Raw genomic sequence first — 19,526 nt, 5'->3', positions numbered from 1 at the left:
ACATGTAAAGCTTTATCCATTCAAATGAGAGAGGTTTTCGCTTGGTAAGCTTTTTTCCATAATTTCTATCTCTTGTTTACCTGAACGCACAATGTTACTATCGGTCGTTAGGTGCTTTTTCTTGATTTTATCGGGGTAATCAACATTTTGCAGGATATGTCTAATGGTGTTAATCCTTGCTTTTTTCTTATCGTCTGAGAGAATAATGGTCCATGGGCATTTTGGATTGTTTGAAGCTAAAAGCATGGAGTATTTCGCAACCGTATATTGATCCCACAGCTCTTGTGATTTTTCATCTACGGGAGAGAGTTTAAACTGTTTGAGTGGGTCTGTCTTACGCTCTTTAAAACGTTTTGCTTGTTCTTCTTTGCCCACTGAAAAATAGAATTTGAAAAAGATAATGCCTGCATTCGCGATCATGGTTTCAAATTTTGGAACTTCACGCAAAAATTCTTTATGTTCTTCTTGGGTACAAAATCCCATAACAGGCTCAACGCCAGCCCTGTTATACCATGACCTATCAAACAATACGATTTCTCCCGCCGAAGGCAAGTGTTCCGTATAGCGCTGGAAGTACCATTGCGAGCGTTCCGTATCGGAAGGCTTGGAGAGTGCGACAATTCTCGCACCACGAGGGTTTAAGTGCTCTGTGATACGTTTAATCGTTCCACCTTTCCCCGCGGCATCACGCCCTTCAATGATAATAAGCACTTTGAGCCCTTTATCTTTGACATGATTTTGGAATTTGAGCAGTTCAATTTGAAGTCTCTTTAAATCTTTTTCATATTTGAGTTCACTTTTCTTAACCCAAATTTGAACTTTGTCATCGTTTCTTTTTATGGGTTCTTTGTCCATGATCAGTTCTTCATTTTGGAAGACTATTTTTTCTTTTTTTCTTTTGCCCATATGCTGCTCCTGCTTTTACATGTAATCCTTGATAATACTCTTAAAATCGTTGTAATTTAAAAAACATTTAGAGTTCTTTGATACAATAAACAATTATTTTATAAAAGGTGCTTTTGTGCAACATATTTTACGGTATTCTGCTTTGTTCTTTTTATTAATGGTTTCTCTTTTTGGTGTCGAAAAGCCAAAAGTTTTAACACCTGAAGAAGCTTTTAAAATAACAGCGACACACACTCTTCAAGGTGCTATTATCAGCATTGTTTTAGGCGAAAAAATTTATATGTACGATGATAAGATAAAGTTAGAACTTACTCAACCTAAAGTGATTGATATAACGGGATGGGTTGAACGACCTAAAGCAGAAAACTTTCACGATTATGTAACGCAACGAAAGCCTTTTGAGCTTTTTGTCCCACAAAGCTTATTGGAAGATCAGGTCAAAAAAGGCAATTTTACGCTCAAACTTTCCTATCAAGGTTGTTCAGAGCTTGGTATTTGCTATCAACCCCTTACCAAAGAATTTACATTTAATCTTACAGGATCTTCTCTTATTGTCTCACAAAACAAGACGGCTCTCTCAGAACAAGATGAAATTGCACAAAGTTTTATGAATAACAATATCATTTTTGTCTTGCTTAGTTTTTTTGGTTTTGGACTCTTACTTTCATTAACACCCTGTGTCTTTCCGATGGTTCCTATCCTTTCTTCCATTATTGTCTCACAGCCTAGTATATCAATGAATGCTAAAAAGGGTTTTTTACTCTCTTTAGTGTATGTCTTAGCCATGTCTTTGGCTTACACTATTGCGGGTGTTCTTGCAGCACTTTTTGGTGCGAATATTCAAGTTTCAATGCAGAATCCTTGGGTTATCGGTATTTTTAGTGCAGTCTTTGTTATCTTGGCTCTTTCTATGTTTGGTTTTTATGAGATTAAGATGCCAAATTTTATTCAAAATAGAGTAAGTCAAAAAACAGGTAAGGCACAAGCTAAAGGAATTATTGGCATTGCGGTTATGGGCTTTTTATCCGCGCTTATTGTGGGTCCTTGCGTGGCAGCACCTCTTGCTGGTGCGCTTATATACATTTCGCAAAGTGGGGATGCCTTGCTTGGAGGAAGTGCTTTATTTGTGATGAGTCTTGGGATGGGAATTCCTCTGCTCTTGTTGGGGACAACGGCGGGTAAATATATGCCACGTCCTGGCATGTGGATGCGTAATGTCAGTGTCTTTTTTGGAGTCATGCTACTAGGTGTTGCTATCTGGATGCTTTCTCGTATTATCCCAAGTTTTATCAGTATGTTTCTGTGGGCAGTATTGATTATTAGTGCTACGATTTATTTTGGAGCACTTGAGCCTTTAAATGAGCATACAAAAGGGTGGCAAAAAATATTTAAGAGCCTTCTCTTTATAGCACTCGTATATGGTGTAGCCCTTTTCATTGGTTTTTTAAGTGGCGCAAGCAATCCTTTAGCGCCTTTTGAAAAATTTACAGCTAAAGAGAGTGCGACTGTATCTTCATCATTATCTTCTTCCTCTTTTACGAAGGTTAAAAATCTGGGTGAGCTTGAGAATGCCATTAAAAGTAGCCCAAAGCCAGTAATGGTTGATTTTTATGCTGATTGGTGTGTAAATTGTGTCGAATTTGAAAAGTTTACTTTTAGTGACGCTAGAGTGAAAGAAAAACTTGAAAAATTCACGCTTTTAAAGATTGATGTGACAAAAAATAGTGAAGAGGACAAAGCTTTACAAAAAACTTTTACGATTTATGGTCCTCCTGCTATTTTATTTTTTCAAGAGGGTAAAGAGAGTGCAGAGTTTCGTCTGGTTGGGTTTAAAAACGCTGATGAATTTTTAACACATCTTGAAAAAATAGGGATTTAAATGAACGTTATATTGATTGTTGAAGTCGAAGGTTTAGCGGATAAAACTACTTTTGAAAAGCATCTCAAAAAAGAGGGCTTTACACCCATCCCTGATGAAGAATTTGCCTATGAAGGCAACACGACAACACATATGTTTAGTACACGTACCTTTATCTTAGAGGTGGTAGAGAAAGGGCTTAAAAAATCTGGTTTTGAGTCATGTAGGATTATTTTTCAAGTGGGTGAAAACCCAATGGAAGCGTATCTTTTTGATCATGAAAAAGATACTTTCGAGCAAGTAGCCGTTTAAATGATAAAGAGAGATTTATGGCTCTCTTTATCGTTTATTTAAAAAAATGCAGTGCTCGCTCTAAATCTTCTTTTGTATCAATGCCAAAACTTTGACTCTCAACCTCTACCATTGCAATTGTGTATCCATGATACAATGCGCGTAACTGCTCTAGTTTTTCAATATGTTCAAGGGGTGCGTAAGGAAGGGCACAAAAGGTTTCAAGCGCTTTTTTACGGAACGCATAAAGACCAATATGACCAAAATAGTCCTCAAATCCACCTTCACGGTCATAGGGAATCACACTTCTAGAAAAATAAATAGCATTTTTGTTGGTATCTAAAATGACTTTAACGAGGTTCGGATCTTTTACATGTAAAAGATCAATCTTCTTACACGCACTGGTAATCATCGCGTCAGTACGTTTGGCTCGCTCAATGACACTTTTGACAACGGCTTCTTCAATAAATGGTTCATCGGCTTGTACATTGACAATAATTTCATTTTCTGAAAGATTGAGTTTAGAAGCTGCTTCGTTAATACGATCTGTCCCGCTTTGGTGATCTTGTGAGGTAAGAATGGCTTTAAACCCATAATCTGAAGCGAGTTTAACGACTTCTTCCGTATCTGCGGCAATGGCGACATCATCAAGATTTTGTACACGTTTGGCGGTTGCAATGACCATTGGAAGCCCATGGATATCGGCTAAGATTTTACCGGGAAAACGCGTGGAAGCAAGGCGCGCGGGGATAATAATCACTTGCATTCCTTTTTACATGTAAGAAAATCAAAAATCTCTGCTTCGATCCCTTCTTTTTCAACGATTTTATCATGAATCACAGGCTCGTTAAACAGCGTGCTGATGCAGTTTGGGATCTTTACATGTAAAGCGTTGCTGATGCCCTCAAGTGCCTCTTTATCGCTGTATTTTACGCTGTTTTGATTAATCGCATTAAGCATCGTTGGCGCAAATTTGGTCCATTCGGCTGTAGAGCAAAGCACACATGGAAGCGGCTTAGTTTTGAGCTCTTGGTACGCTTTAAGACACGTTGCGGTGTGTGGATCCATGATGTAGCCTTGATCAGCGTAATGCTTGATTTGCTCTTTGCCAAAGGCGTCATCGGAGTAAACCGCTTCAAAATCTTCTTGTAGCTGTGCAAGCTCTTCTTTGCTTAGCGTATAAAATTTATTCTCTTTAAGCGAATCCATGAGTTCTTTGGTTCGCGCTGCGCCAAATTTGTCAAACAAAACACGCTCGACATTGGATGAGATCAAAATGTCCATCGCAGGTGAGGTTGTTTGAAGCAGGCTTCGGTTGCGTAAGTCATACACACCCGTCGTAATCAAGTCGGTAAGAATGTTATTAATGTTGGATGCGATCAAAATTTTCTCAATCGGTAGTCCCATTTTTTTTGCATAATATGCACCCAAAGCATTACCAAAGTTTCCACTTGGAATGATCGTATAAAAGGGCTTTCCAAGTTCGACTTTATTGTGTTTAAGTAAGGCGACATACGCGTAAATATGGTAAATAATTTGGAAGATAATACGTCCAAAATTGACCGAATTGGCGGCGCTGAGTTTAATATTTTTGGCACTCAGTGCATCTTTAAAGCTAGGCGAAGCCAAAAGGCTTTTGAGTGCATTTTGGGCATCATCAAAGTTGCCATGAATACCGATTATTTTGAGGTTTGGACTCTTTTGTGTGGTCATTTGTAGGCGTTGCACATCGCTGGTTCCACCATCAGGATAGAGACAGACGACTTTGATATTGGGTTTATTGGCAAAGGTATCGAGCGTTGCGGGGCCTGTATCGCCACTGGTTGCAGCTAAAATGAGGTACTGTTCATCTATCTTTTGCGCAAGGTGGGAAAGAATGTAGCCAAAAGGTTGCAATGCCATATCTTTAAAGGCACGTGTTGGACCATGATAGAGTTCATTGACAAACAAGTCATCTTCAATTTGTGATAGAGGTGTAGGCTCATTCGCATCATCAAATGTGTCATACAAAGCAACGGCTTTTTGCATAACTTCTTCTTCAATGTCAATGTTGAAGAGTCTTAAAATATCAAGCGTGATCTCTTTGTAGCTCTTTTTAGAAGCACTCTCTAAAAATGCCATATCAATTTTAGGCAAGTTCTCAGGCACATACAGTCCGCCAAAACTTGCACTTGGATTTAAAATAGCAAATGAAAAAGGAACTTTGTTTGGCTTAATGCCATCATTTCCACGGGTTTCTATAAACATACATTTCCTTCTTTATTCTTTAATGATCGTGCCAATACCATCTTTGGTAAAAAGCTCTAGTAAAATGGAGTGTTGTACTCTTCCATCAATAATATGTGCACATTCAACCCCACCTCGAATTGTCTCAAGGCAAGCGTCTAGCTTTGGAATCATGCCGCCGCTGATCGTGCCATCTTTTTTAAGCGCTTTGATTTTTGTTTTATCAAGGCTTGAAATGAGATTTCCTTCTTTATCCAAAACACCCGGAGTGTCTGTGAGAAAGATAATTTTTTTGGCTTTCATTGCCACAGCAATTTTACTAGCCGCTAGATCGGCGTTGATGTTATAGCCTGGATGATCCACCGTATCACCTGATGCAATAGGGGCAATCACGGGGATGAATTTTTCACGCATCAGATGTTTGAGCACTTTCTTGTCGATCTTTGTAATATCTCCTACGAGTCCATATTTACCATCATCCATCGGTCGCGCGTGGATAAAATTGGCATCTTTGCCGGTAATGCCGATGGCTTTTGCACCATGATGATTGAGTAGGGTGGTGATCTCTTTGTTGATACTTCCACTGAGTACCATTTCAACCACTTCCATCACTTGATCGTCTGTCACACGTAAGCCATCAACGAAAGAACTTTTCACGTCAAGCTTATCTAAAAGTGCATTGATTTTTTTACCACCGCCATGGATAATAATAGGCTTGATACCAACAAGATAAAGCAGAACAATATCTTTTGCAAATTGCTCTTTCAGTTCAGGGTTGATTTGTGCGGCACCACCGTATTTGATCACAATGGTTTTTTTATTAAAAAGTTTAATGTACGGCAATGCGTCCATCAAGATTTGTGCTTGGTGTATTTTATGTTGCACAGCAAATCCTTGTATAAAGGTTAAAGCCTTATTTTAGCGTTTAGGAGCTAAAAGTGTGTTTATTTTTGTGAGTGTTTCAGGGAAGATTTCGACTTCAAGTTTAAGAATAGAGAGTGGGATATCAAAGGTAGCCATTTTAACGGCATCTTTTTGTGTGGTTAAAATAGTGGTTGCATGATGTTCCAAAAGAAGATTTTCAAGCTCTTTTTCATTGTACATGTAATGATCTTCAAAGCTAATTTTTCCAATAACATTTTCGGGCAAATAAGCATCCAAGCGACTAGGTTTGGAGATAGCTGTTACGAGAAGCATTCGTTCACTAGGATTAATAACTTCAACATGACGTTTAAAATCTATAGCTTCTAAGATAACGATATCAGCGTATTTGTAAAGAAATCTTGGCTCACGATACGGTCCACTGGGGATACAAAAACTATTTTCTGGTTCGGGATTTGGTTTGACTAAAATGTCGATTTTATGAATAAAACTTTTGGAAAAGCCGTCATCTAAAAAGACAATTTTTGCACCTTTTTTCTTTGCAAAACGGATTGCTTCAACACGATCTTCACTCACAATTACGGTTGATTTGGGTAAAGACTTGGCATAGAGCATTGCTTCATCACCACTTGCAGGTGCATCACACATAATTTGACCATTATCAGAGACAAGAATGAGTCCATGTGATTTACGCCCATACCCACGAAGTACAATAGCAACATGGTCGCGATTTTGAGCTAAGGCTATACAAAAAGGTGTTTTGCCATTGCCCCCAACGGTAAGATTACCAATGCTGATGATGGGAATCGTAAAGTAAAGCTTTCTTCTTCTGCCAAAGAAGCGCTTTGATAAAACAATTGCACAGTAGAGGACACTCAATGGTAGTAATAGGTAAGATAAAAATCGTTGGAATAGGGAAGTTGGGTAGAAGAGATAGGCTTCTACCCATAGAACTAAACGTGAACGGTTAAACACGGTTCTTAGCAATCTCTTTAATTTGATCACAAATGTGAAGCACATCTTTATCACTAAGGCTTGAGTAGATTGGGAGCGATAAAATTTGTTGATAATTACTGAGTGCTTTTGGAAAATCATTAACACGTAAGTTGTATTTATGTTTGTAATAGCTTAAAAGATGTAATGGAATGTAATGAAGTCCTGTATAAATTCCTCGCTCTTTGAGCTCTTTTGCAAAATTATCCCTATTTTTATCAATTTTGATAATGTATTGTGCATAAGTATGATCACGTTTTTTAATCGGTGTGGAAACATGTGGGCAGGAAGCAAGCTCACGGTTATAAATATCAGCAATTTCGAGTCTTCGCTCAATAAAGCTTTCATTTTTTTCCAATTGACCAATTGCAAAAGCTGCATTAAGTTCATTAAGATTGTATTTTAATCCAATATCAACTACGTCATAGACATAACCAAGGTTACCAAATTTATCCCAACCATCTCCTACTAATGCATGATTGCGAAGAAGGCGTGCACGTTCTGAAAGCTCAGGATCTTTGGTTGTCATAATGCCAGCACTTGATACAGAATTATTGGATTGTGGATTGAAACGAAAAACGGTAATATCGGCTTCAAGAGAGCCTATTTTTTGACCGTTATACGTAGCACCCAGTGCTGCTGTTGCATCTTCGACAATTTTAATGTCATATTGCTTCGCAAGCTCATAGATTTTTGAAAGTTCAGCAGGTTGCCCAGCAATATGGCTGATGAATGCACCTTTAAGTTTCTTAGCTTTATTGTTTTTAAGGACACTCTCTAATTGTTCAATATCGATGTTGAAATCATCTTTATCAATATCCACAAAAATAGGTTCAGCGTCAAAGTGACGTACAACTTCAGCTACAGAAGGAAAAGCATTGACCGAACAGATAATTTTATCACCGCGTTTAAGATCTAATGCACACATAGCAAGATGCATAGCAGCTGTTCCATTCACAGTTGAAATTGCATCGCCACAGTTAGTATATTTTATAAACTCTTTCTCGAGTGTTTCAACTTTGTTAGCTTTTTCCAAATCCAAAACTTCATTGATAAGTGTTTTTTCTCTTTGATCGATAAATGGTTTATAAAATGGTATTTCTTTCATGTTTATCCTTTATTTTACCGCTGATAAATCAGCAATGGTTGGAAGTTTTCCTTTAAAAAGATTGCTTGCAATACGCTCTAATGCCATTTCAACGAGTTCTTTCTCAAAACCAGAAGCAAGGAGAGCTTCTTTACTCTTTTTCTCTTCTATATGAGCGTAAAGCACTTTGTCAATTTGTGCGTAACTAAATCCAAACTCTCCCTCATCACTTTGATCTTCCCAAAGATCAGCCGATGGTGCCTTGGTAAGAATAGAGTTTGGTACACCAAGGTGTGCTGCAAATTCAAATATTTCTGTTTTATAAAGTTCACCAATGGGGTTGATTGCGCAGGCAAGGTCACCAAAAATAGTGCCGTATCCAAGCAGAATTTCACTTTTATTTCCTGTTCCCAACACAAGAGCATTTTCTCGTGCTGAAATATCGTATAAAACGGCCATACGCATACGTGCGCTAAAGTTACCAATGCGAAGTTTCGAAGCATCTTTTTTATCGTGGAAGTAGGTATCAACAAGAGGACCAACAGGAATTTTTTCAGTTTTAATACCAAATTTCTGAGTAAGTTCACTTGCATGCTCAAAGCTTGCACTGCTTGAAGTAGAGGCTGGAAGCATGATGCCTAAAAGATTATCTTTAAAAGCTTTGTGGGCAAGAATGGCAACAACAGCCGAATCTACGCCACCACTAATTCCTAAAACGACTTTGGAAAAACCAGCTTTTCGCACCTCATCTTGAAGAAACTTAACTAAATAATTTTCGATAGATTGGTATTTATTCATAGCAGTAACCTCGTAATCAATTTAAGCAATAGATTAATTATACTAAACTTAAAATTAATGCAATCTTTTAAGGTTCTAAAGCAAAATAAGAGGAGATGTGTTAAACTTTTAAAAATTCATAAAAGAAGTGGCTAATGCAAATCAAAAGTAGAGCATGTGGGGCATATGGAACCAATTGTTATATCGTCACCATTGATGATAAAGAGCTTATTATTGACCCAGGTATGGAAGCAGCAAGTTGGGTTTTACGCAATGTGCATCATCCTATTGCTATTTTAAATACACATGGTCATTTTGATCATGTATGGAGTAATGCCGAACTTTCAGCTCAATTAAACATCCCAATTTATGCGCCAATAGATGATTGTTTTATGCTTGAAGATGATCCTTTTGGACAAGGAACGCCTCCTAGTTATGCAAATGTAAAAGTTGTGGGTGATCAGAGTTTTGATATTGAAGGTATATGTGTCAAATTTTTTCATTTTCCTGGGCATACACCCGGTTGCAGTGCGATTTTAATTGATAATACCCTTTTTAGTGGAGATTTTATTTTCAAAAATTCGATTGGTCGGTATGATTTTCCGTATAGCAGTGGAGATCAAATGCGCAAAAGTCTGGAAAAATTTCTAAAAATTGATGCTGATTGGAAAATTTTTCCGGGGCATGGAGAAAGTACGACACTTAAAGTTGAGCAACAAAATGTGCCGTATTGGTTTAATTTCCTATGAAAACTCTTTTGGACTGAAGCTCGCTTGAAGCTCTTCAATTTTTGTTTCTAGAATATGATGTTCTAATAAGACAGCTTGAAAAATACCTTCAAAGACCTTTATTTCATTAATTGTGCCAATAACTTTGATCTCTCTTTTACGAGCATCTTCAAAACGGCCTTTAGCTTCAAAGTTGACAATATCGCCCACTTTTGCAGGTGCAAAAAACTTAGAACGGCATCCAATGACGACAACATTGGGTTCATTAACCGCCGCAACCGCCGCATATTCTGCTGAACCAAAAAGAAAACCACTATGAATCAAACCAAATTCATCGACACTCATTTCATGGGTTGTTTGTAAAAGGACTTTGGAGTTATTTTTACTAAGTTCTGTGAGGTTTCCCACAAGGGTACTTTTAATTTTAATGTGAGTTTTGAGATCGTCATTTAAAAAATTGGTAGAATCGAGCGAACTTTCATCCTGATTATCTGACTCATCATCAAAATTAGTGGTGTTATCAAGCATCTCTTGAACTAAACCCGCTTTACTCTTTACCATTTAGCATCCTTGCTATTTTTATTTTTTGACACGCTTTTAAAGCAAAGCTTTAAAAACTGCGTTAACACTGAGTTCTCTTCGGCAGAGGGTCTGCGCACCTAGTCGCTATAATTTTCCACAATAAATTTACAATTGATAACAAATCGACGGATTTAACGTTTTGCTTTAATGTAAACCCGTTTAGGTGCTGGAAATCCTTCGATAGTGAGTTCTGGGTTGTTTGGATCTAAAAAATGCTCTAAACTTTCACCGTAAATCCACTCAGTTTTGCGTTGTTCATTGTCATCAGTTTTTTTGATCTCTAATACTTCAATGTCTCTAAATTTTGCACGTTCTAGCCAGTTTGTCAGCGCTGGAATAGTCGGTACAAAATAGACATTGGGAATCTTTGAGTAGGTTTTTGAAGGGCACAGTGCCACAGGTGTGTCTCCATCAATCATAAAGGTATCTAAAATGAGTTCACCATTAGGGTTTAAGCCTTGATAGAGTGCTTTGAGTGTTTGTATCGGATCACTTCGATGGTACAGAACGCCTAAGCAAAAAAGCATGTCAAATTTGTGCTCATACTCTGGCAGATGTTCAACACCGAGCATTTCATAAACAATATCACTGTGAATGAAGTGGTTGATAAAATCAAACTGTGTTTTATAGAGTGCTGAGGGATCAAACCCAACCAGTTTTTTTGGTTTGTGTGCGAGCATGCGAAAAAGGTAGTAGCCGTTATTACAGCCAATATCTCCAACAACTTTGCCTTCTAAATTGAAATAGGGCTCTAAAAGATTGTATTTGATGAAGCTTTGCCATTCGGTATCGATCAAAGTATCAAGAATTTCAAAAGGACCTTTGCGCCATGGTTTGAGAGCGAGGGCACACTGTTTAATTTTTTCTTGATCAGAAAGCTTTACATGTAAAGCTTTTATCGTGATAGTATCACTCAGTGAAAACGAGATATTTTCAAGCATAGGAAGAGAGGTAAGTGCCTCTCGCATCGGCTTAATGTCTTTCCATTCTAGCCAAGCAAGACGCTCTTGGCGGATTGTTTCTAAACTCATAATTGATTATTCAAAAAGGCTTTTGGTAGCATTAACACTCTTGTCGACCCCTTTTGAAACACCATCTGTTACAGTTTTATAGTCGACAAGATTTTCATCGCAATCTTTATGGTAAATACCCATACCATCGTAATATTCTGTACAATCATTATAATAGCGTCCCGATACGCCTCGGTCATTAAAATAGACGCAGCCTTGTAAAAGTATGGCAGTGAGTAAAATTAATATTGTTTTCATGGGTTGTATAATAGCATTTCGTTTATTAAATTTTCAAGGGCTTAAATGGAGTCAATATTAGAGCATTTTAAAGCAATTACTGCCATTCCGCGTTGCAGCTATCATACGACAAAGATGAAAGAGTATATCAGTGCGTTTGCCCACTCTCTTGGTTTTGGTGTGCACGAAGATCATGTAGGAAATATCTTATGCCACAAAGGAGCTCCTAAAGTCTGCTTACAAGCGCACTACGATATGGTCTGTATTGGCGATACCCATCCCATTGAAATTGTTATGGAAGGTACTCTTGTTAAAGCTAAACACTCCACATTAGGCGCTGATAATGGGATGGGCATGGCCATTATGTTTTGGGCCATGGAACATAATGAAAATTTAGAGTGCCTTTTTACGGTTGATGAAGAAGTAGGGCTTATTGGTGCTATGCAGTTTCGTCTTCCCCTACAATCTTCTTACCTTCTCAATCTTGATGCAGAAGAAGAGGGTGAAATTTACATTGGCTGTGCAGGTGGTATGGATGTTATTGCTTCTTTGAAACTGCACTATATGCCATTGGAAGAAGAGATTAAACTCTATGAAATCAGTGCGTTTAGCTTTACAGGTGGACATTCAGGCGTTGATATTGATAAGAAAATCCCTTCAGCAATTAAAGCTTTAGGGTATGAGCTTTTAAAACACGATGTTCTCTTAGTCTCATTGCGTGGAGGGGAAAGGCGCAATGCAATTCCTAAAAGTGCAACAGCCATTGTCGCATCTAAAACGCCTTTACATGTAGACGATACACGTTTACATGTAAAGAGTTTGGAGAAAGGATCTCACACAAAATATATTGCTCAATCAAGCTCTATTATAAAGGCTTTGGGTGCTTTTGCCCAAGGTGTTCGTGAATGGGATCGAGAACTTGATATTCCCTCTATGAGTATCAATCTTGGTATTGTTTCCGATTTTGAAGGTGTACTTCGATTTGACTGTGCGGCACGTGCAATGGATGATGAAAATTTGGCTATACTAGCACATGAAACTGTTGCCTTCTTTAAAGCGCTTGGTTTTGATGCCGTACAAGAAGGATGGCATGGAGCGTGGAAGCCTGAAATGACACTTTTCGCGCAAAGCGTACAAAGTGTAATGAAAGAGTTTTATCCTCATGCCACCTTTAAAGCGATTCATGCAGGACTTGAGTGTGGTGAGTTGATCATGCGTCAAGCTAAAAAAATAGAAGCAGTTTCTATTGGACCGACGATTCGCTATCCTCATTCTCAAAGAGAAGAGTGCGACATGAACTCTGTTTCAAATACAGCGTTCATTGTTCAAAATATCATCAATACCTATAAGGAGTAAGCCATGTCATTAATACATTCCTCTTTAGTGGAACTAGGTCATAAATTAGAACATTTTGAACTTGAAGATCCAAATGGAAAAATTTTTAAAAGCAAAGAACTGTTTGGCAAAGGTGGATTTATGATTGCCGTAATGTGTAACCATTGCCCTTACTCTAATGCTATTTGGAAGAGGTTGAATGCCGTTGCAGAGTTTGCCAAAAAACTGGACATCACCACCGTTGCTATCAACCCAAACATTCATCCTAACTATCCAGAAGATTCGCCTGCTCATATGCTCGATAAAATCAAAGAGATGGGTCTAGAGTTTCCTTATCTTATTGATGAAAATCAAAATGTGGCAAAACATCTTGGTGCTGTCTGTACTCCTGATATTTTTCTCTTTGATGGTGAAGAAAAACTCTATTATCATGGAAGATTGGATGATAATTGGCAAGACGCGCGTAGTGTGAAAGAGGAAGATCTCAGAGAGGCAATCATGTTGCTCTTTAGTAAACAAGATGCCCCTAAAATTCAGCATCCTTCGCAAGGGTGTTCCATTAAATGGATTGATACCGTTACGGGTTAAGTTAAACTTTAAATGTCTGTTTTGTTTTACAATGCTCTGTTAAAAAGCACGTTTCACACAAGGGATTGACCGCTTTACAGGTGTACCTGCCAAAAAGTACCATCGCTTGGTGAAGTGTGGCAAGATCATTTTTAAAAATTTTAGTTAACTCTTCTTCCGTTTTAATGGCTGTTTTAGCACTTGAAAGCCCTAGACGGTGTGCGACACGAAAAACGTGGGTATCAACTGCCATTAAGTTGGCGGAAGCGTATTCGATCATGACCACATGAGCGGTTTTTTGTCCCACACCTGCGAGCCCCATGAGTTTTTGCTCATCCAAAGGAATCTCTCCATCGTACAGTTCAACTACTTTTTGTGCCATTTTAAGAAGATTAACAGCTTTATTGTTAAAAAAAGAGCAAGAAGCGATGAATGATTTGACTTCATCGAGATTCGCTTCTGCAAGTTCTTTTGCATGAGGATAGCGTTCAAAGAGAGCAGGGGTAATAAGGTTGACACGTTTATCGGTGCATTGGGCAGAGAGCATGACACAGACAAGAAGCTCATACAAAGAGCTATATTTGAGTTCAGTAACCGCTTTGGGGTAATGTTCCAAAAAAAGAGCTTTAATAATTACAACCTCTTTTTGTGTGGCCTTTTTCATCATCTACCTTATTTTTTCGAAAATTATACCGACAATCCTTAAAATTAACATTTCATTTAAGAAATAGTAATAAGATTTGGGGTACAATACGCGAATTACTTCAATAAAGGATTTTAGTGAAAAAAGTTATTCTAAGTAGTATTGCAGCTGCAGTACTAGGTGTAAGTTTAAATGCGACAACATATGCAACCGTTAATGGTGAAGATGTCAATGAGCAAGACATTGCTGTTCTTATGCGTGCTATGCAAGGCGCAAAGTTTGAAGAACTTCCTGCTGATGCAAAACAAAAAATTGTTGAGCAAGCAGTAGAGCGTAAACTTTTGACTACAGAAGCAATGAAGAGTGGTGTAGAAAAAGAGAAAGATTATACGGAAGCTTTGAAAAAAATCAAAGCAGATCTTGCTCTTGAAGTCTGGATGAAAAAAATCTTTGATGCTGTTAAAGTAGATCCAAAAGATGTTAAAGATTATTATGACAAAAATGCTGACAAATTTATGCAACCAGCAACCGTTAAAGCAAGACATGTGCTTGTAAAAACAGAGCAAGAAGCTAAAGATGTTATCAAAGAACTTGATGGATTGACAGGTCAAAAACTCAATGATAAATTTGTTGAACTTGCAACGACTAAATCAACAGGTCCTAGTGGTCAAGGTGGCGGTGAGCTTGGTTGGTTCGCAGCAAATCAAATGGTAAAACCTTTCTCAGATGCAGCGTTTGCACTTAAAAAAGGTGAAATTACTAAAACTCCTGTTCAAACACAATTTGGTTACCATGTTATCTTAGTTGAAGATACAAAACCAGCTGAGAAAGCAACATTTGAAACAGTAAAACCACAAATTGAAAATGGCTTGAAAATGGAAAAATTCCGTATTCAAGTACAAGATAAAGCACAAACACTTAGAAAAAACGCAAAAGTAACCATTAAATAACCCCAAAAAAGAGAGCCTTACTCTGAAAAGGTAAGGCTTTTCACAAAAATCTTGTTTTTTAAAATAGAGGCTAAAAGCCTTACAGTATAAAAGTATGTTACATTTACCTCAAGAGTCAAGCTTTAGAGCATAGCGTAATGTAGCCTTTTTGGGCTTTGCTTAGAAAGGTATGTAAAAATTGAAATAAAGGGCGTTTTCATGTTGAATGCGAAAATTTTTGATTTTGTAAAACCGGGTGTTGTTACGGGTAATGATGTGCAGAAAGTTTTTGCAATTGCAAAAGCCAATCAATTTGCAATCCCTGCTGTCAATGTTGTGGGAACAAATTCTATTAATGCTGTTTTAGAGGCAGCCAAAACAGCTAATTCACCAGTTATTATTCAGTTTTCCAGTGGTGGGGCTGAATTTTATGCAGGTAAAGGTGTGAATGGCCTAAAAGCAGGAGTCCTTGGAGCCATTAGTGGTGCTTTACATGTCCATACGCTTGCTGAAGCCTATGGTGTAGCCGTGATTTTACATACGGATCATGCCGCACGTAAACTTCTTCCATGGATTGATGAGCTTTTAAGCGCTAGTGAGATGCATTTTGCTAAAACACATAAACCACTTTTTAGCTCTCATATGTTGGACCTCTCAGAAGAGCCACTAGAGCAAAATGTACATACGTGTGTTTCATACCTCAAACGAATGAGTAAAATGGGCATGACGTTGGAGATTGAGCTTGGATGTACGGGTGGCGAAGAAGATGGTGTAGATAATACCAGTATGGATAATTCAGCCCTTTATACACAGCCGCAAGATGTCGCTTATGCCTATGAAGAGCTTTTAAAAATTAGTCCAAATTTTACCATTGCTGCCTCTTTTGGTAATGTGCATGGCGTTTATAAACCAGGCAATGTGAATTTAACACCCAAGATTTTAGATAATTCCCAAAAATATATTCAAGATAAATTTAAAACCGATGCAAAACCTGTCAATTTTGTCTTTCATGGTGGTAGTGGAAGTGAACTCTCTGACATTCGTGAAGCCGTTAGTTATGGTGTCATTAAAATGAACATCGATACTGACACGCAATGGGCATTTTGGGAAGGGGTTAAAGGGTATATTGAAAAATATGCACCTTATCTTCAAGGTCAAATTGGTAATCCAGAGGGTGACGATAAACCGAATAAAAAATATTATGATCCACGCAAATGGCTTCGTCCAGGTGAAGAGGCTATTAAAAGTCGCTTACTTAAAGCCTTTGAAGATCTTAATTGCCTCAATCGCTTATAATCCTTAAGAGACCTCTTTTGAGGTCTCTACCTTTTTACATGTAACGATGTTTTTTCCTCCTTCTCCTTTTGAAAAACGGACTTTTAACAAGCAGATCTTTTATATTAAACGTGATGATCTGTTAGATAAAGATTTTTCAGGTAATAAAGCACGTAAATTTTACTACTTCTTAACGCATGATTTTCCTCATATAAAGCGCGTGGTAAGTTCTGGATCAAACCAGTCCAATGCGATGTATTCTCTCTCTGTTTTAGCACGTCTTAAAGGGTGGGAGTTCATCTATGTATGCGATCATTTGTCACACTTTCTCAAAGAAAATCCGATGGGTAATTACAAAGCAGCACTAGCAAATGGAATGAACATCATCGAATCACATCTGCGCGAAGAAGAAGCTGAAAAGTGGCTTGATGCAAAAAGTTTACATGTAAAGGAAGGTGGCAGACAACGCGAAGCAGAAGAGGGTATGAAAATTTTAGCCAATGAGCTTTTATCTGATATACAAACACATTCCATTCAAAACCCTTATCTTTTTTTTCCCTCAGGAACGGGTACAACAGCACTGTTTTTACAAAAGCATCTTCCTTTTCCTGTCTTTACATGTAACACGGTAGGTAATAGTGTTTATTTGGAAGAGCAGTGGAAGATGGTTGAACCTGATTTGACACGATTACCCACCATACTAGAAACCAAGAGAAAATATCACTATGGCAAATTGTACCCAGAGCTTTTTGAGTTATGGAAATCTCTAAAGAATGAGATGGGTGTAGAGTTTGATTTAGTGTATGATCCTGTGGGGTGGAAAACGTTATTAGAGCATATCTCATCGCTTGATGGGACGCCTATTTACTTGCATCAAGGTGGAATTTTGGGCAATAGTTCCATGATTGCTCGGTATGCGCGTAAGGCAAATATGCTATAATAAAGCACTTATAAAGAGGATTAACGATGTTACTTTTAAAAACCAGTGAACAAAATTTTCAAGTTCAGTTCAATACACTTTTATGTCGTGGAAATATGGACATGGAAAATGTCTCAAAAATTGTTTCAACGATTATTGCAGAGATTAAAGCAGATGGCAATGGTGCTTTAAAAAACCATATTGAAAAATTTGATAAATGGCATGTTGCAAACGATGAAGCACTTGAAGTCAAAACAAGTGATATGAAAAAAGCGTATGATGCCCTTGATACCAAGCTCAAAGAGGCATTAGAGTTAGCCTATAAGCGCATTTATGCGTACCATGAAAAGCTTATGCCCAAATCGTGGCTTGATTTTGAAGACAGTGGCACCGTCTTGGGACAAAAAGTAACGCCAGTGGATCGTGCAGGACTTTATATTCCGGGAGGAAAAGCAGCATATCCAAGTAGTCTTTTGATGAATGCCATTCCCGCACTTGTGGCAGGGGTGAAAGAGGTTGTTGTTTGTACACCTGCTCCCAATAATGAACTCAATCCACTGCTTTTGGCAGCGATGCATCTATGTGACATCAAGAAGGCTTTTAAAGTGGGTGGAGCGAGTGCGATTGCGGCAATGGCATACGGTACGCAGAGTATTCCTAAAGTCGATGTTATCACGGGACCTGGTAATATTTTCGTAGCAACAGCAAAAAAACTTGTTTTTGGTGAAGTCAACATTGATATGATTGCAGGGCCGAGTGAAATTGGTGTTTTAGCCGATACGACTGCCAATCCACACCTTTTAGCGATTGATTTGCTCTCCCAAGCGGAGCACGATGAAATGGCAAGTTCTATTTTGATTACACCTTCTCTTGAAATTGCGGAAAAAACACGCACTGAAATCTATACATGGCTTGAGACATTAGATCGCAAAGCGATTGCGGAAGTTTCTATCAAAGAGCGTGGAGCGATTATTGTGACGCGTGATATGGACGAGGCAGTAGATTTGATGAACCAAATTGCACCTGAACATTTAGAAGTGGTTACCTCTCACCCTTTTGATCTCCTGCCAAAGATTCACCATGCGGGTGCTATTTTTATGGGATCTTATACACCTGAACCCATTGGCGATTATATTGCAGGACCGAATCATACTCTTCCAACGGGTGGTACGGCGAAGTTTTACTCGCCTCTTGGCGTTGAGAATTTCTTGAAGCGTTCTTCTATCATTAGTATGAGCAAACAAGGTCTAGATGAAATTGGTGAAGCGTGTGCACTGCTAGCACACACTGAAGGACTTGGTGCTCACGAAGCGAGTGTTCGCGTTCGCCTTTCTCAATCAAAAAAATGAATATTATCATTCTAGGTGCTGGAGGAGTTGGAAGCTATTTTGGCGCCAAACTTCTCCAAGATGGTCATCACGTTGTCTTTATTGCACGAGGGGCACACCTTGAAGCTCTTCAAACTGAGGGCTTACATGTAAAGCATCCGAGCTTAGAATTCAATCAAAAAATCCAAGCACTTGATCTACCGAGTTTATCTGAATTAGATGCTACTTCATTTGATCTGATTATTCTTGCAACCAAATCAATTGCAACACGCGAAGTCTCCATTCAACTTGCTCAATGGCTTCGAGCTCAAATGAAACCACCGTATATTCTCTCTTTGCAAAATGGCGTTGAAAATGAGGCTATATTATGTGACTATTTTTCAGAAGAGTATATTATGGGCGGTTTGACACGAAAAATTGGTGCACATGTGGTTTTTCCTGGATATATAGAAGCAGTTGGTAGCGCCGAGACTATTTTAGGCATGATGCACACGACGATGGAAAATGAGCGCTTTTTAGAAACATTGGCGCTTGCATTGAATCATGCTGGTATTCCGACCCAGACAACATATGACATTAAACAAGAACTTTGGAAAAAACTGATTATTAACAATGGTGTGAATGCCCTTTGTGCGTTACTTCGTGTCAAAACAGGCATTTTATTTGAGAAAAGTCCTCTTAGCGAAGTGGTTTATGGGCTTATGCAAGAGACAGCCTATGCTGCACGTAGTTTACATGTAAAGATTTCGCAAGAAGATGTTGATGCAATGTTTACCCTAATTAAGCAGTTTGACTCGATTAAGCCATCCATGTTGGTTGATTTAGAACATGGTAGAACGTTAGAAATAGAAGAAATTTGTGGTGTTGTCATTCGAGCTCTTCATCAAATAGGCGTTGATGCTCCGTATACCAAAACGATTAAAGCGTTACTAGAATTTAACATGGAGCAATAA

The 19,526-nt window shown here is 38.3% G+C and carries 21 protein-coding genes; 10 read left to right on the top strand and 11 right to left on the bottom strand.

The window, feature by feature from the left end; all coding sequences use genetic code 11:
- Positions 1–12: 12 nt before the first annotated feature.
- Complete coding sequence (gene ppk2, locus Sdiek1_RS08825) at positions 13–855, bottom strand: polyphosphate kinase 2 (protein WP_087439868.1); 843 nt, start codon at positions 853–855, stop codon at positions 13–15.
- 166 nt (positions 856–1,021) lie between these two features.
- Here ppk2 and dsbD point away from each other — a divergent pair, with 166 nt between their 5' ends.
- Positions 1,022–2,785, top strand: coding sequence for a protein-disulfide reductase DsbD (gene dsbD / locus Sdiek1_RS08820; protein ID WP_192866734.1), 1,764 nt, complete (start codon positions 1,022–1,024; stop codon positions 2,783–2,785).
- A complete protein-coding gene (locus tag Sdiek1_RS14930; protein WP_192866733.1) occupies positions 2,786–3,076 on the top strand; it encodes a hypothetical protein in 291 nt (96 codons plus the stop codon).
- Positions 3,077–3,110: 34 nt separating this feature from the next.
- On the opposite strand, the gene kdsB is transcribed toward Sdiek1_RS14930, so the two are convergent.
- The 6 genes from kdsB to Sdiek1_RS08790 are packed head-to-tail and all read right to left on the bottom strand — an operon-like array spanning position 3,111 to position 9,041.
- On the bottom strand, positions 3,111–3,815 hold the full coding sequence (gene kdsB, locus Sdiek1_RS08815; protein ID WP_087438784.1) for a 3-deoxy-manno-octulosonate cytidylyltransferase: 705 nt from the start codon (positions 3,813–3,815) through the stop codon (positions 3,111–3,113).
- On the bottom strand, positions 3,812–5,302 hold the full coding sequence (thrC, locus tag Sdiek1_RS08810) for a threonine synthase (RefSeq protein ID WP_087438783.1): 1,491 nt from the start codon (positions 5,300–5,302) through the stop codon (positions 3,812–3,814). Before thrC ends, kdsB begins: the two co-directional genes overlap by 4 nt.
- Positions 5,303–5,314: 12 nt before the next feature.
- Positions 5,315–6,166, bottom strand: coding sequence for an acetylglutamate kinase (argB, locus tag Sdiek1_RS08805; protein WP_087438782.1), 852 nt, complete (start codon positions 6,164–6,166; stop codon positions 5,315–5,317).
- Positions 6,167–6,199: 33 nt separating this feature from the next.
- The gene (locus tag Sdiek1_RS08800; protein ID WP_238098899.1) at positions 6,200–7,138 is read right to left on the bottom strand and encodes a tetraacyldisaccharide 4'-kinase; all 939 of its coding nucleotides are present in this window, start codon (positions 7,136–7,138) and stop codon (positions 6,200–6,202) included.
- Positions 7,131–8,264: a DegT/DnrJ/EryC1/StrS family aminotransferase gene (locus Sdiek1_RS08795; RefSeq protein WP_087438780.1), complete on the bottom strand. Its 1,134-nt coding sequence runs from the start codon at positions 8,262–8,264 to the stop codon at positions 7,131–7,133. The genes Sdiek1_RS08800 and Sdiek1_RS08795 overlap by 8 nt, the downstream gene beginning before the upstream one ends.
- A gap of 9 nt (positions 8,265–8,273) precedes the next feature.
- The gene (locus Sdiek1_RS08790; RefSeq protein ID WP_087438779.1) at positions 8,274–9,041 is read right to left on the bottom strand and encodes an NAD+ synthase; all 768 of its coding nucleotides are present in this window, start codon (positions 9,039–9,041) and stop codon (positions 8,274–8,276) included.
- Positions 9,042–9,175: 134 nt separating this feature from the next.
- Between Sdiek1_RS08790 and Sdiek1_RS08785 the strand changes: the two genes are divergently transcribed.
- Positions 9,176–9,769, top strand: coding sequence for an MBL fold metallo-hydrolase (locus Sdiek1_RS08785; RefSeq protein ID WP_087438778.1), 594 nt, complete (start codon positions 9,176–9,178; stop codon positions 9,767–9,769).
- On the opposite strand, the gene Sdiek1_RS08780 is transcribed toward Sdiek1_RS08785, so the two are convergent.
- The 3 genes from Sdiek1_RS08780 to Sdiek1_RS08770 all read right to left on the bottom strand — a co-directional run bounded on the left by Sdiek1_RS08780 (position 9,764) and on the right by Sdiek1_RS08770 (position 11,598).
- On the bottom strand, positions 9,764–10,309 hold the full coding sequence (locus tag Sdiek1_RS08780) for a thioesterase (RefSeq protein ID WP_087438777.1): 546 nt from the start codon (positions 10,307–10,309) through the stop codon (positions 9,764–9,766). The two genes, Sdiek1_RS08785 and Sdiek1_RS08780, sit on opposite strands and share 6 nt — an antisense overlap.
- Positions 10,310–10,461: 152 nt before the next feature.
- Positions 10,462–11,361 (bottom strand): tRNA 5-methoxyuridine(34)/uridine 5-oxyacetic acid(34) synthase CmoB, encoded by a 900-nt coding sequence (gene cmoB, locus Sdiek1_RS08775; protein WP_087438776.1) that lies wholly within the window; start codon positions 11,359–11,361, stop codon positions 10,462–10,464.
- A 6-nt stretch (positions 11,362–11,367) separates the two neighbouring features.
- Entirely contained in the window at positions 11,368–11,598 is a 231-nt protein-coding gene (locus Sdiek1_RS08770) for a hypothetical protein (protein WP_087438775.1), read from the bottom strand.
- Positions 11,599–11,643: 45 nt separating this feature from the next.
- Here Sdiek1_RS08770 and Sdiek1_RS08765 point away from each other — a divergent pair, with 45 nt between their 5' ends.
- Positions 11,644–12,933: a zinc-binding metallopeptidase family protein gene (locus Sdiek1_RS08765; RefSeq protein WP_087438774.1), complete on the top strand. Its 1,290-nt coding sequence runs from the start codon at positions 11,644–11,646 to the stop codon at positions 12,931–12,933.
- Between the two features lie 3 nt (positions 12,934–12,936).
- Positions 12,937–13,500, top strand: a complete 564-nt coding sequence (locus Sdiek1_RS08760) for a thioredoxin family protein (RefSeq protein WP_087438773.1) — start codon at positions 12,937–12,939, stop codon at positions 13,498–13,500.
- Position 13,501: 1 nt separating this feature from the next.
- Here Sdiek1_RS08760 and nth read toward each other — a convergent pair whose 3' ends face one another.
- On the bottom strand, positions 13,502–14,143 hold the full coding sequence (nth, locus tag Sdiek1_RS08755) for an endonuclease III (RefSeq protein WP_087438772.1): 642 nt from the start codon (positions 14,141–14,143) through the stop codon (positions 13,502–13,504).
- A 116-nt stretch (positions 14,144–14,259) separates the two neighbouring features.
- Here nth and Sdiek1_RS08750 point away from each other — a divergent pair, with 116 nt between their 5' ends.
- The 5 genes from Sdiek1_RS08750 to Sdiek1_RS08730 all read left to right on the top strand — a co-directional run bounded on the left by Sdiek1_RS08750 (position 14,260) and on the right by Sdiek1_RS08730 (position 19,526).
- A complete protein-coding gene (locus tag Sdiek1_RS08750; protein WP_087438771.1) occupies positions 14,260–15,072 on the top strand; it encodes a peptidylprolyl isomerase in 813 nt (270 codons plus the stop codon).
- Positions 15,073–15,270: 198 nt separating this feature from the next.
- Entirely contained in the window at positions 15,271–16,347 is a 1,077-nt protein-coding gene (gene fbaA / locus Sdiek1_RS08745) for a class II fructose-bisphosphate aldolase (RefSeq protein WP_202819548.1), read from the top strand.
- Positions 16,348–16,393: 46 nt separating this feature from the next.
- A complete protein-coding gene (locus Sdiek1_RS08740; protein WP_087438770.1) occupies positions 16,394–17,266 on the top strand; it encodes a 1-aminocyclopropane-1-carboxylate deaminase in 873 nt (290 codons plus the stop codon).
- 26 nt (positions 17,267–17,292) lie between these two features.
- The gene (hisD, locus tag Sdiek1_RS08735) at positions 17,293–18,594 is read left to right on the top strand and encodes a histidinol dehydrogenase (protein WP_087438769.1); all 1,302 of its coding nucleotides are present in this window, start codon (positions 17,293–17,295) and stop codon (positions 18,592–18,594) included.
- Positions 18,591–19,526 carry a ketopantoate reductase family protein gene (locus Sdiek1_RS08730; RefSeq protein ID WP_087438768.1) on the top strand — a complete coding sequence of 312 codons (936 nt, stop codon included), beginning with the start codon at positions 18,591–18,593 and terminating at the stop codon, positions 19,524–19,526. Before hisD ends, Sdiek1_RS08730 begins: the two co-directional genes overlap by 4 nt.

It is taken from the genome of Sulfurospirillum diekertiae (assembly GCF_002162315.1).
GTDB lineage: Bacteria > Campylobacterota > Campylobacteria > Campylobacterales > Sulfurospirillaceae > Sulfurospirillum.
This window is presented reverse-complemented; position numbering and strand designations above follow the sequence as displayed.

Excerpts from the sequence above, each read along its gene's own strand:
- ppk2 (WP_087439868.1), bottom strand. The coding sequence starts at position 855 with ATGGACAAAGAACCCATAAAAAGAAACGATGACAAAGTTCAAATTTGG.
- Sdiek1_RS14930 (WP_192866733.1), top strand. The coding sequence starts at position 2,786 with ATGAACGTTATATTGATTGTTGAAGTCGAAGGTTTAGCGGATAAAACT.
- thrC (WP_087438783.1), bottom strand. The coding sequence starts at position 5,302 with ATGTTTATAGAAACCCGTGGAAATGATGGCATTAAGCCAAACAAAGTT.
- Sdiek1_RS08795 (WP_087438780.1), bottom strand. The coding sequence starts at position 8,264 with ATGAAAGAAATACCATTTTATAAACCATTTATCGATCAAAGAGAAAAA.
- Sdiek1_RS08790 (WP_087438779.1), bottom strand. The coding sequence starts at position 9,041 with ATGAATAAATACCAATCTATCGAAAATTATTTAGTTAAGTTTCTTCAA.
- Sdiek1_RS08785 (WP_087438778.1), top strand. The coding sequence starts at position 9,176 with ATGCAAATCAAAAGTAGAGCATGTGGGGCATATGGAACCAATTGTTAT.
- Sdiek1_RS08780 (WP_087438777.1), bottom strand. The coding sequence starts at position 10,309 with ATGGTAAAGAGTAAAGCGGGTTTAGTTCAAGAGATGCTTGATAACACC.
- cmoB (WP_087438776.1), bottom strand. The coding sequence starts at position 11,361 with ATGAGTTTAGAAACAATCCGCCAAGAGCGTCTTGCTTGGCTAGAATGG.
- Sdiek1_RS08770 (WP_087438775.1), bottom strand. The coding sequence starts at position 11,598 with ATGAAAACAATATTAATTTTACTCACTGCCATACTTTTACAAGGCTGC.
- Sdiek1_RS08765 (WP_087438774.1), top strand. The coding sequence starts at position 11,644 with ATGGAGTCAATATTAGAGCATTTTAAAGCAATTACTGCCATTCCGCGT.
- Sdiek1_RS08760 (WP_087438773.1), top strand. The coding sequence starts at position 12,937 with ATGTCATTAATACATTCCTCTTTAGTGGAACTAGGTCATAAATTAGAA.
- nth (WP_087438772.1), bottom strand. The coding sequence starts at position 14,143 with ATGAAAAAGGCCACACAAAAAGAGGTTGTAATTATTAAAGCTCTTTTT.
- fbaA (WP_202819548.1), top strand. The coding sequence starts at position 15,271 with ATGTTGAATGCGAAAATTTTTGATTTTGTAAAACCGGGTGTTGTTACG.
- Sdiek1_RS08740 (WP_087438770.1), top strand. The coding sequence starts at position 16,394 with ATGTTTTTTCCTCCTTCTCCTTTTGAAAAACGGACTTTTAACAAGCAG.
- hisD (WP_087438769.1), top strand. The coding sequence starts at position 17,293 with ATGTTACTTTTAAAAACCAGTGAACAAAATTTTCAAGTTCAGTTCAAT.
- Sdiek1_RS08730 (WP_087438768.1), top strand. The coding sequence starts at position 18,591 with ATGAATATTATCATTCTAGGTGCTGGAGGAGTTGGAAGCTATTTTGGC.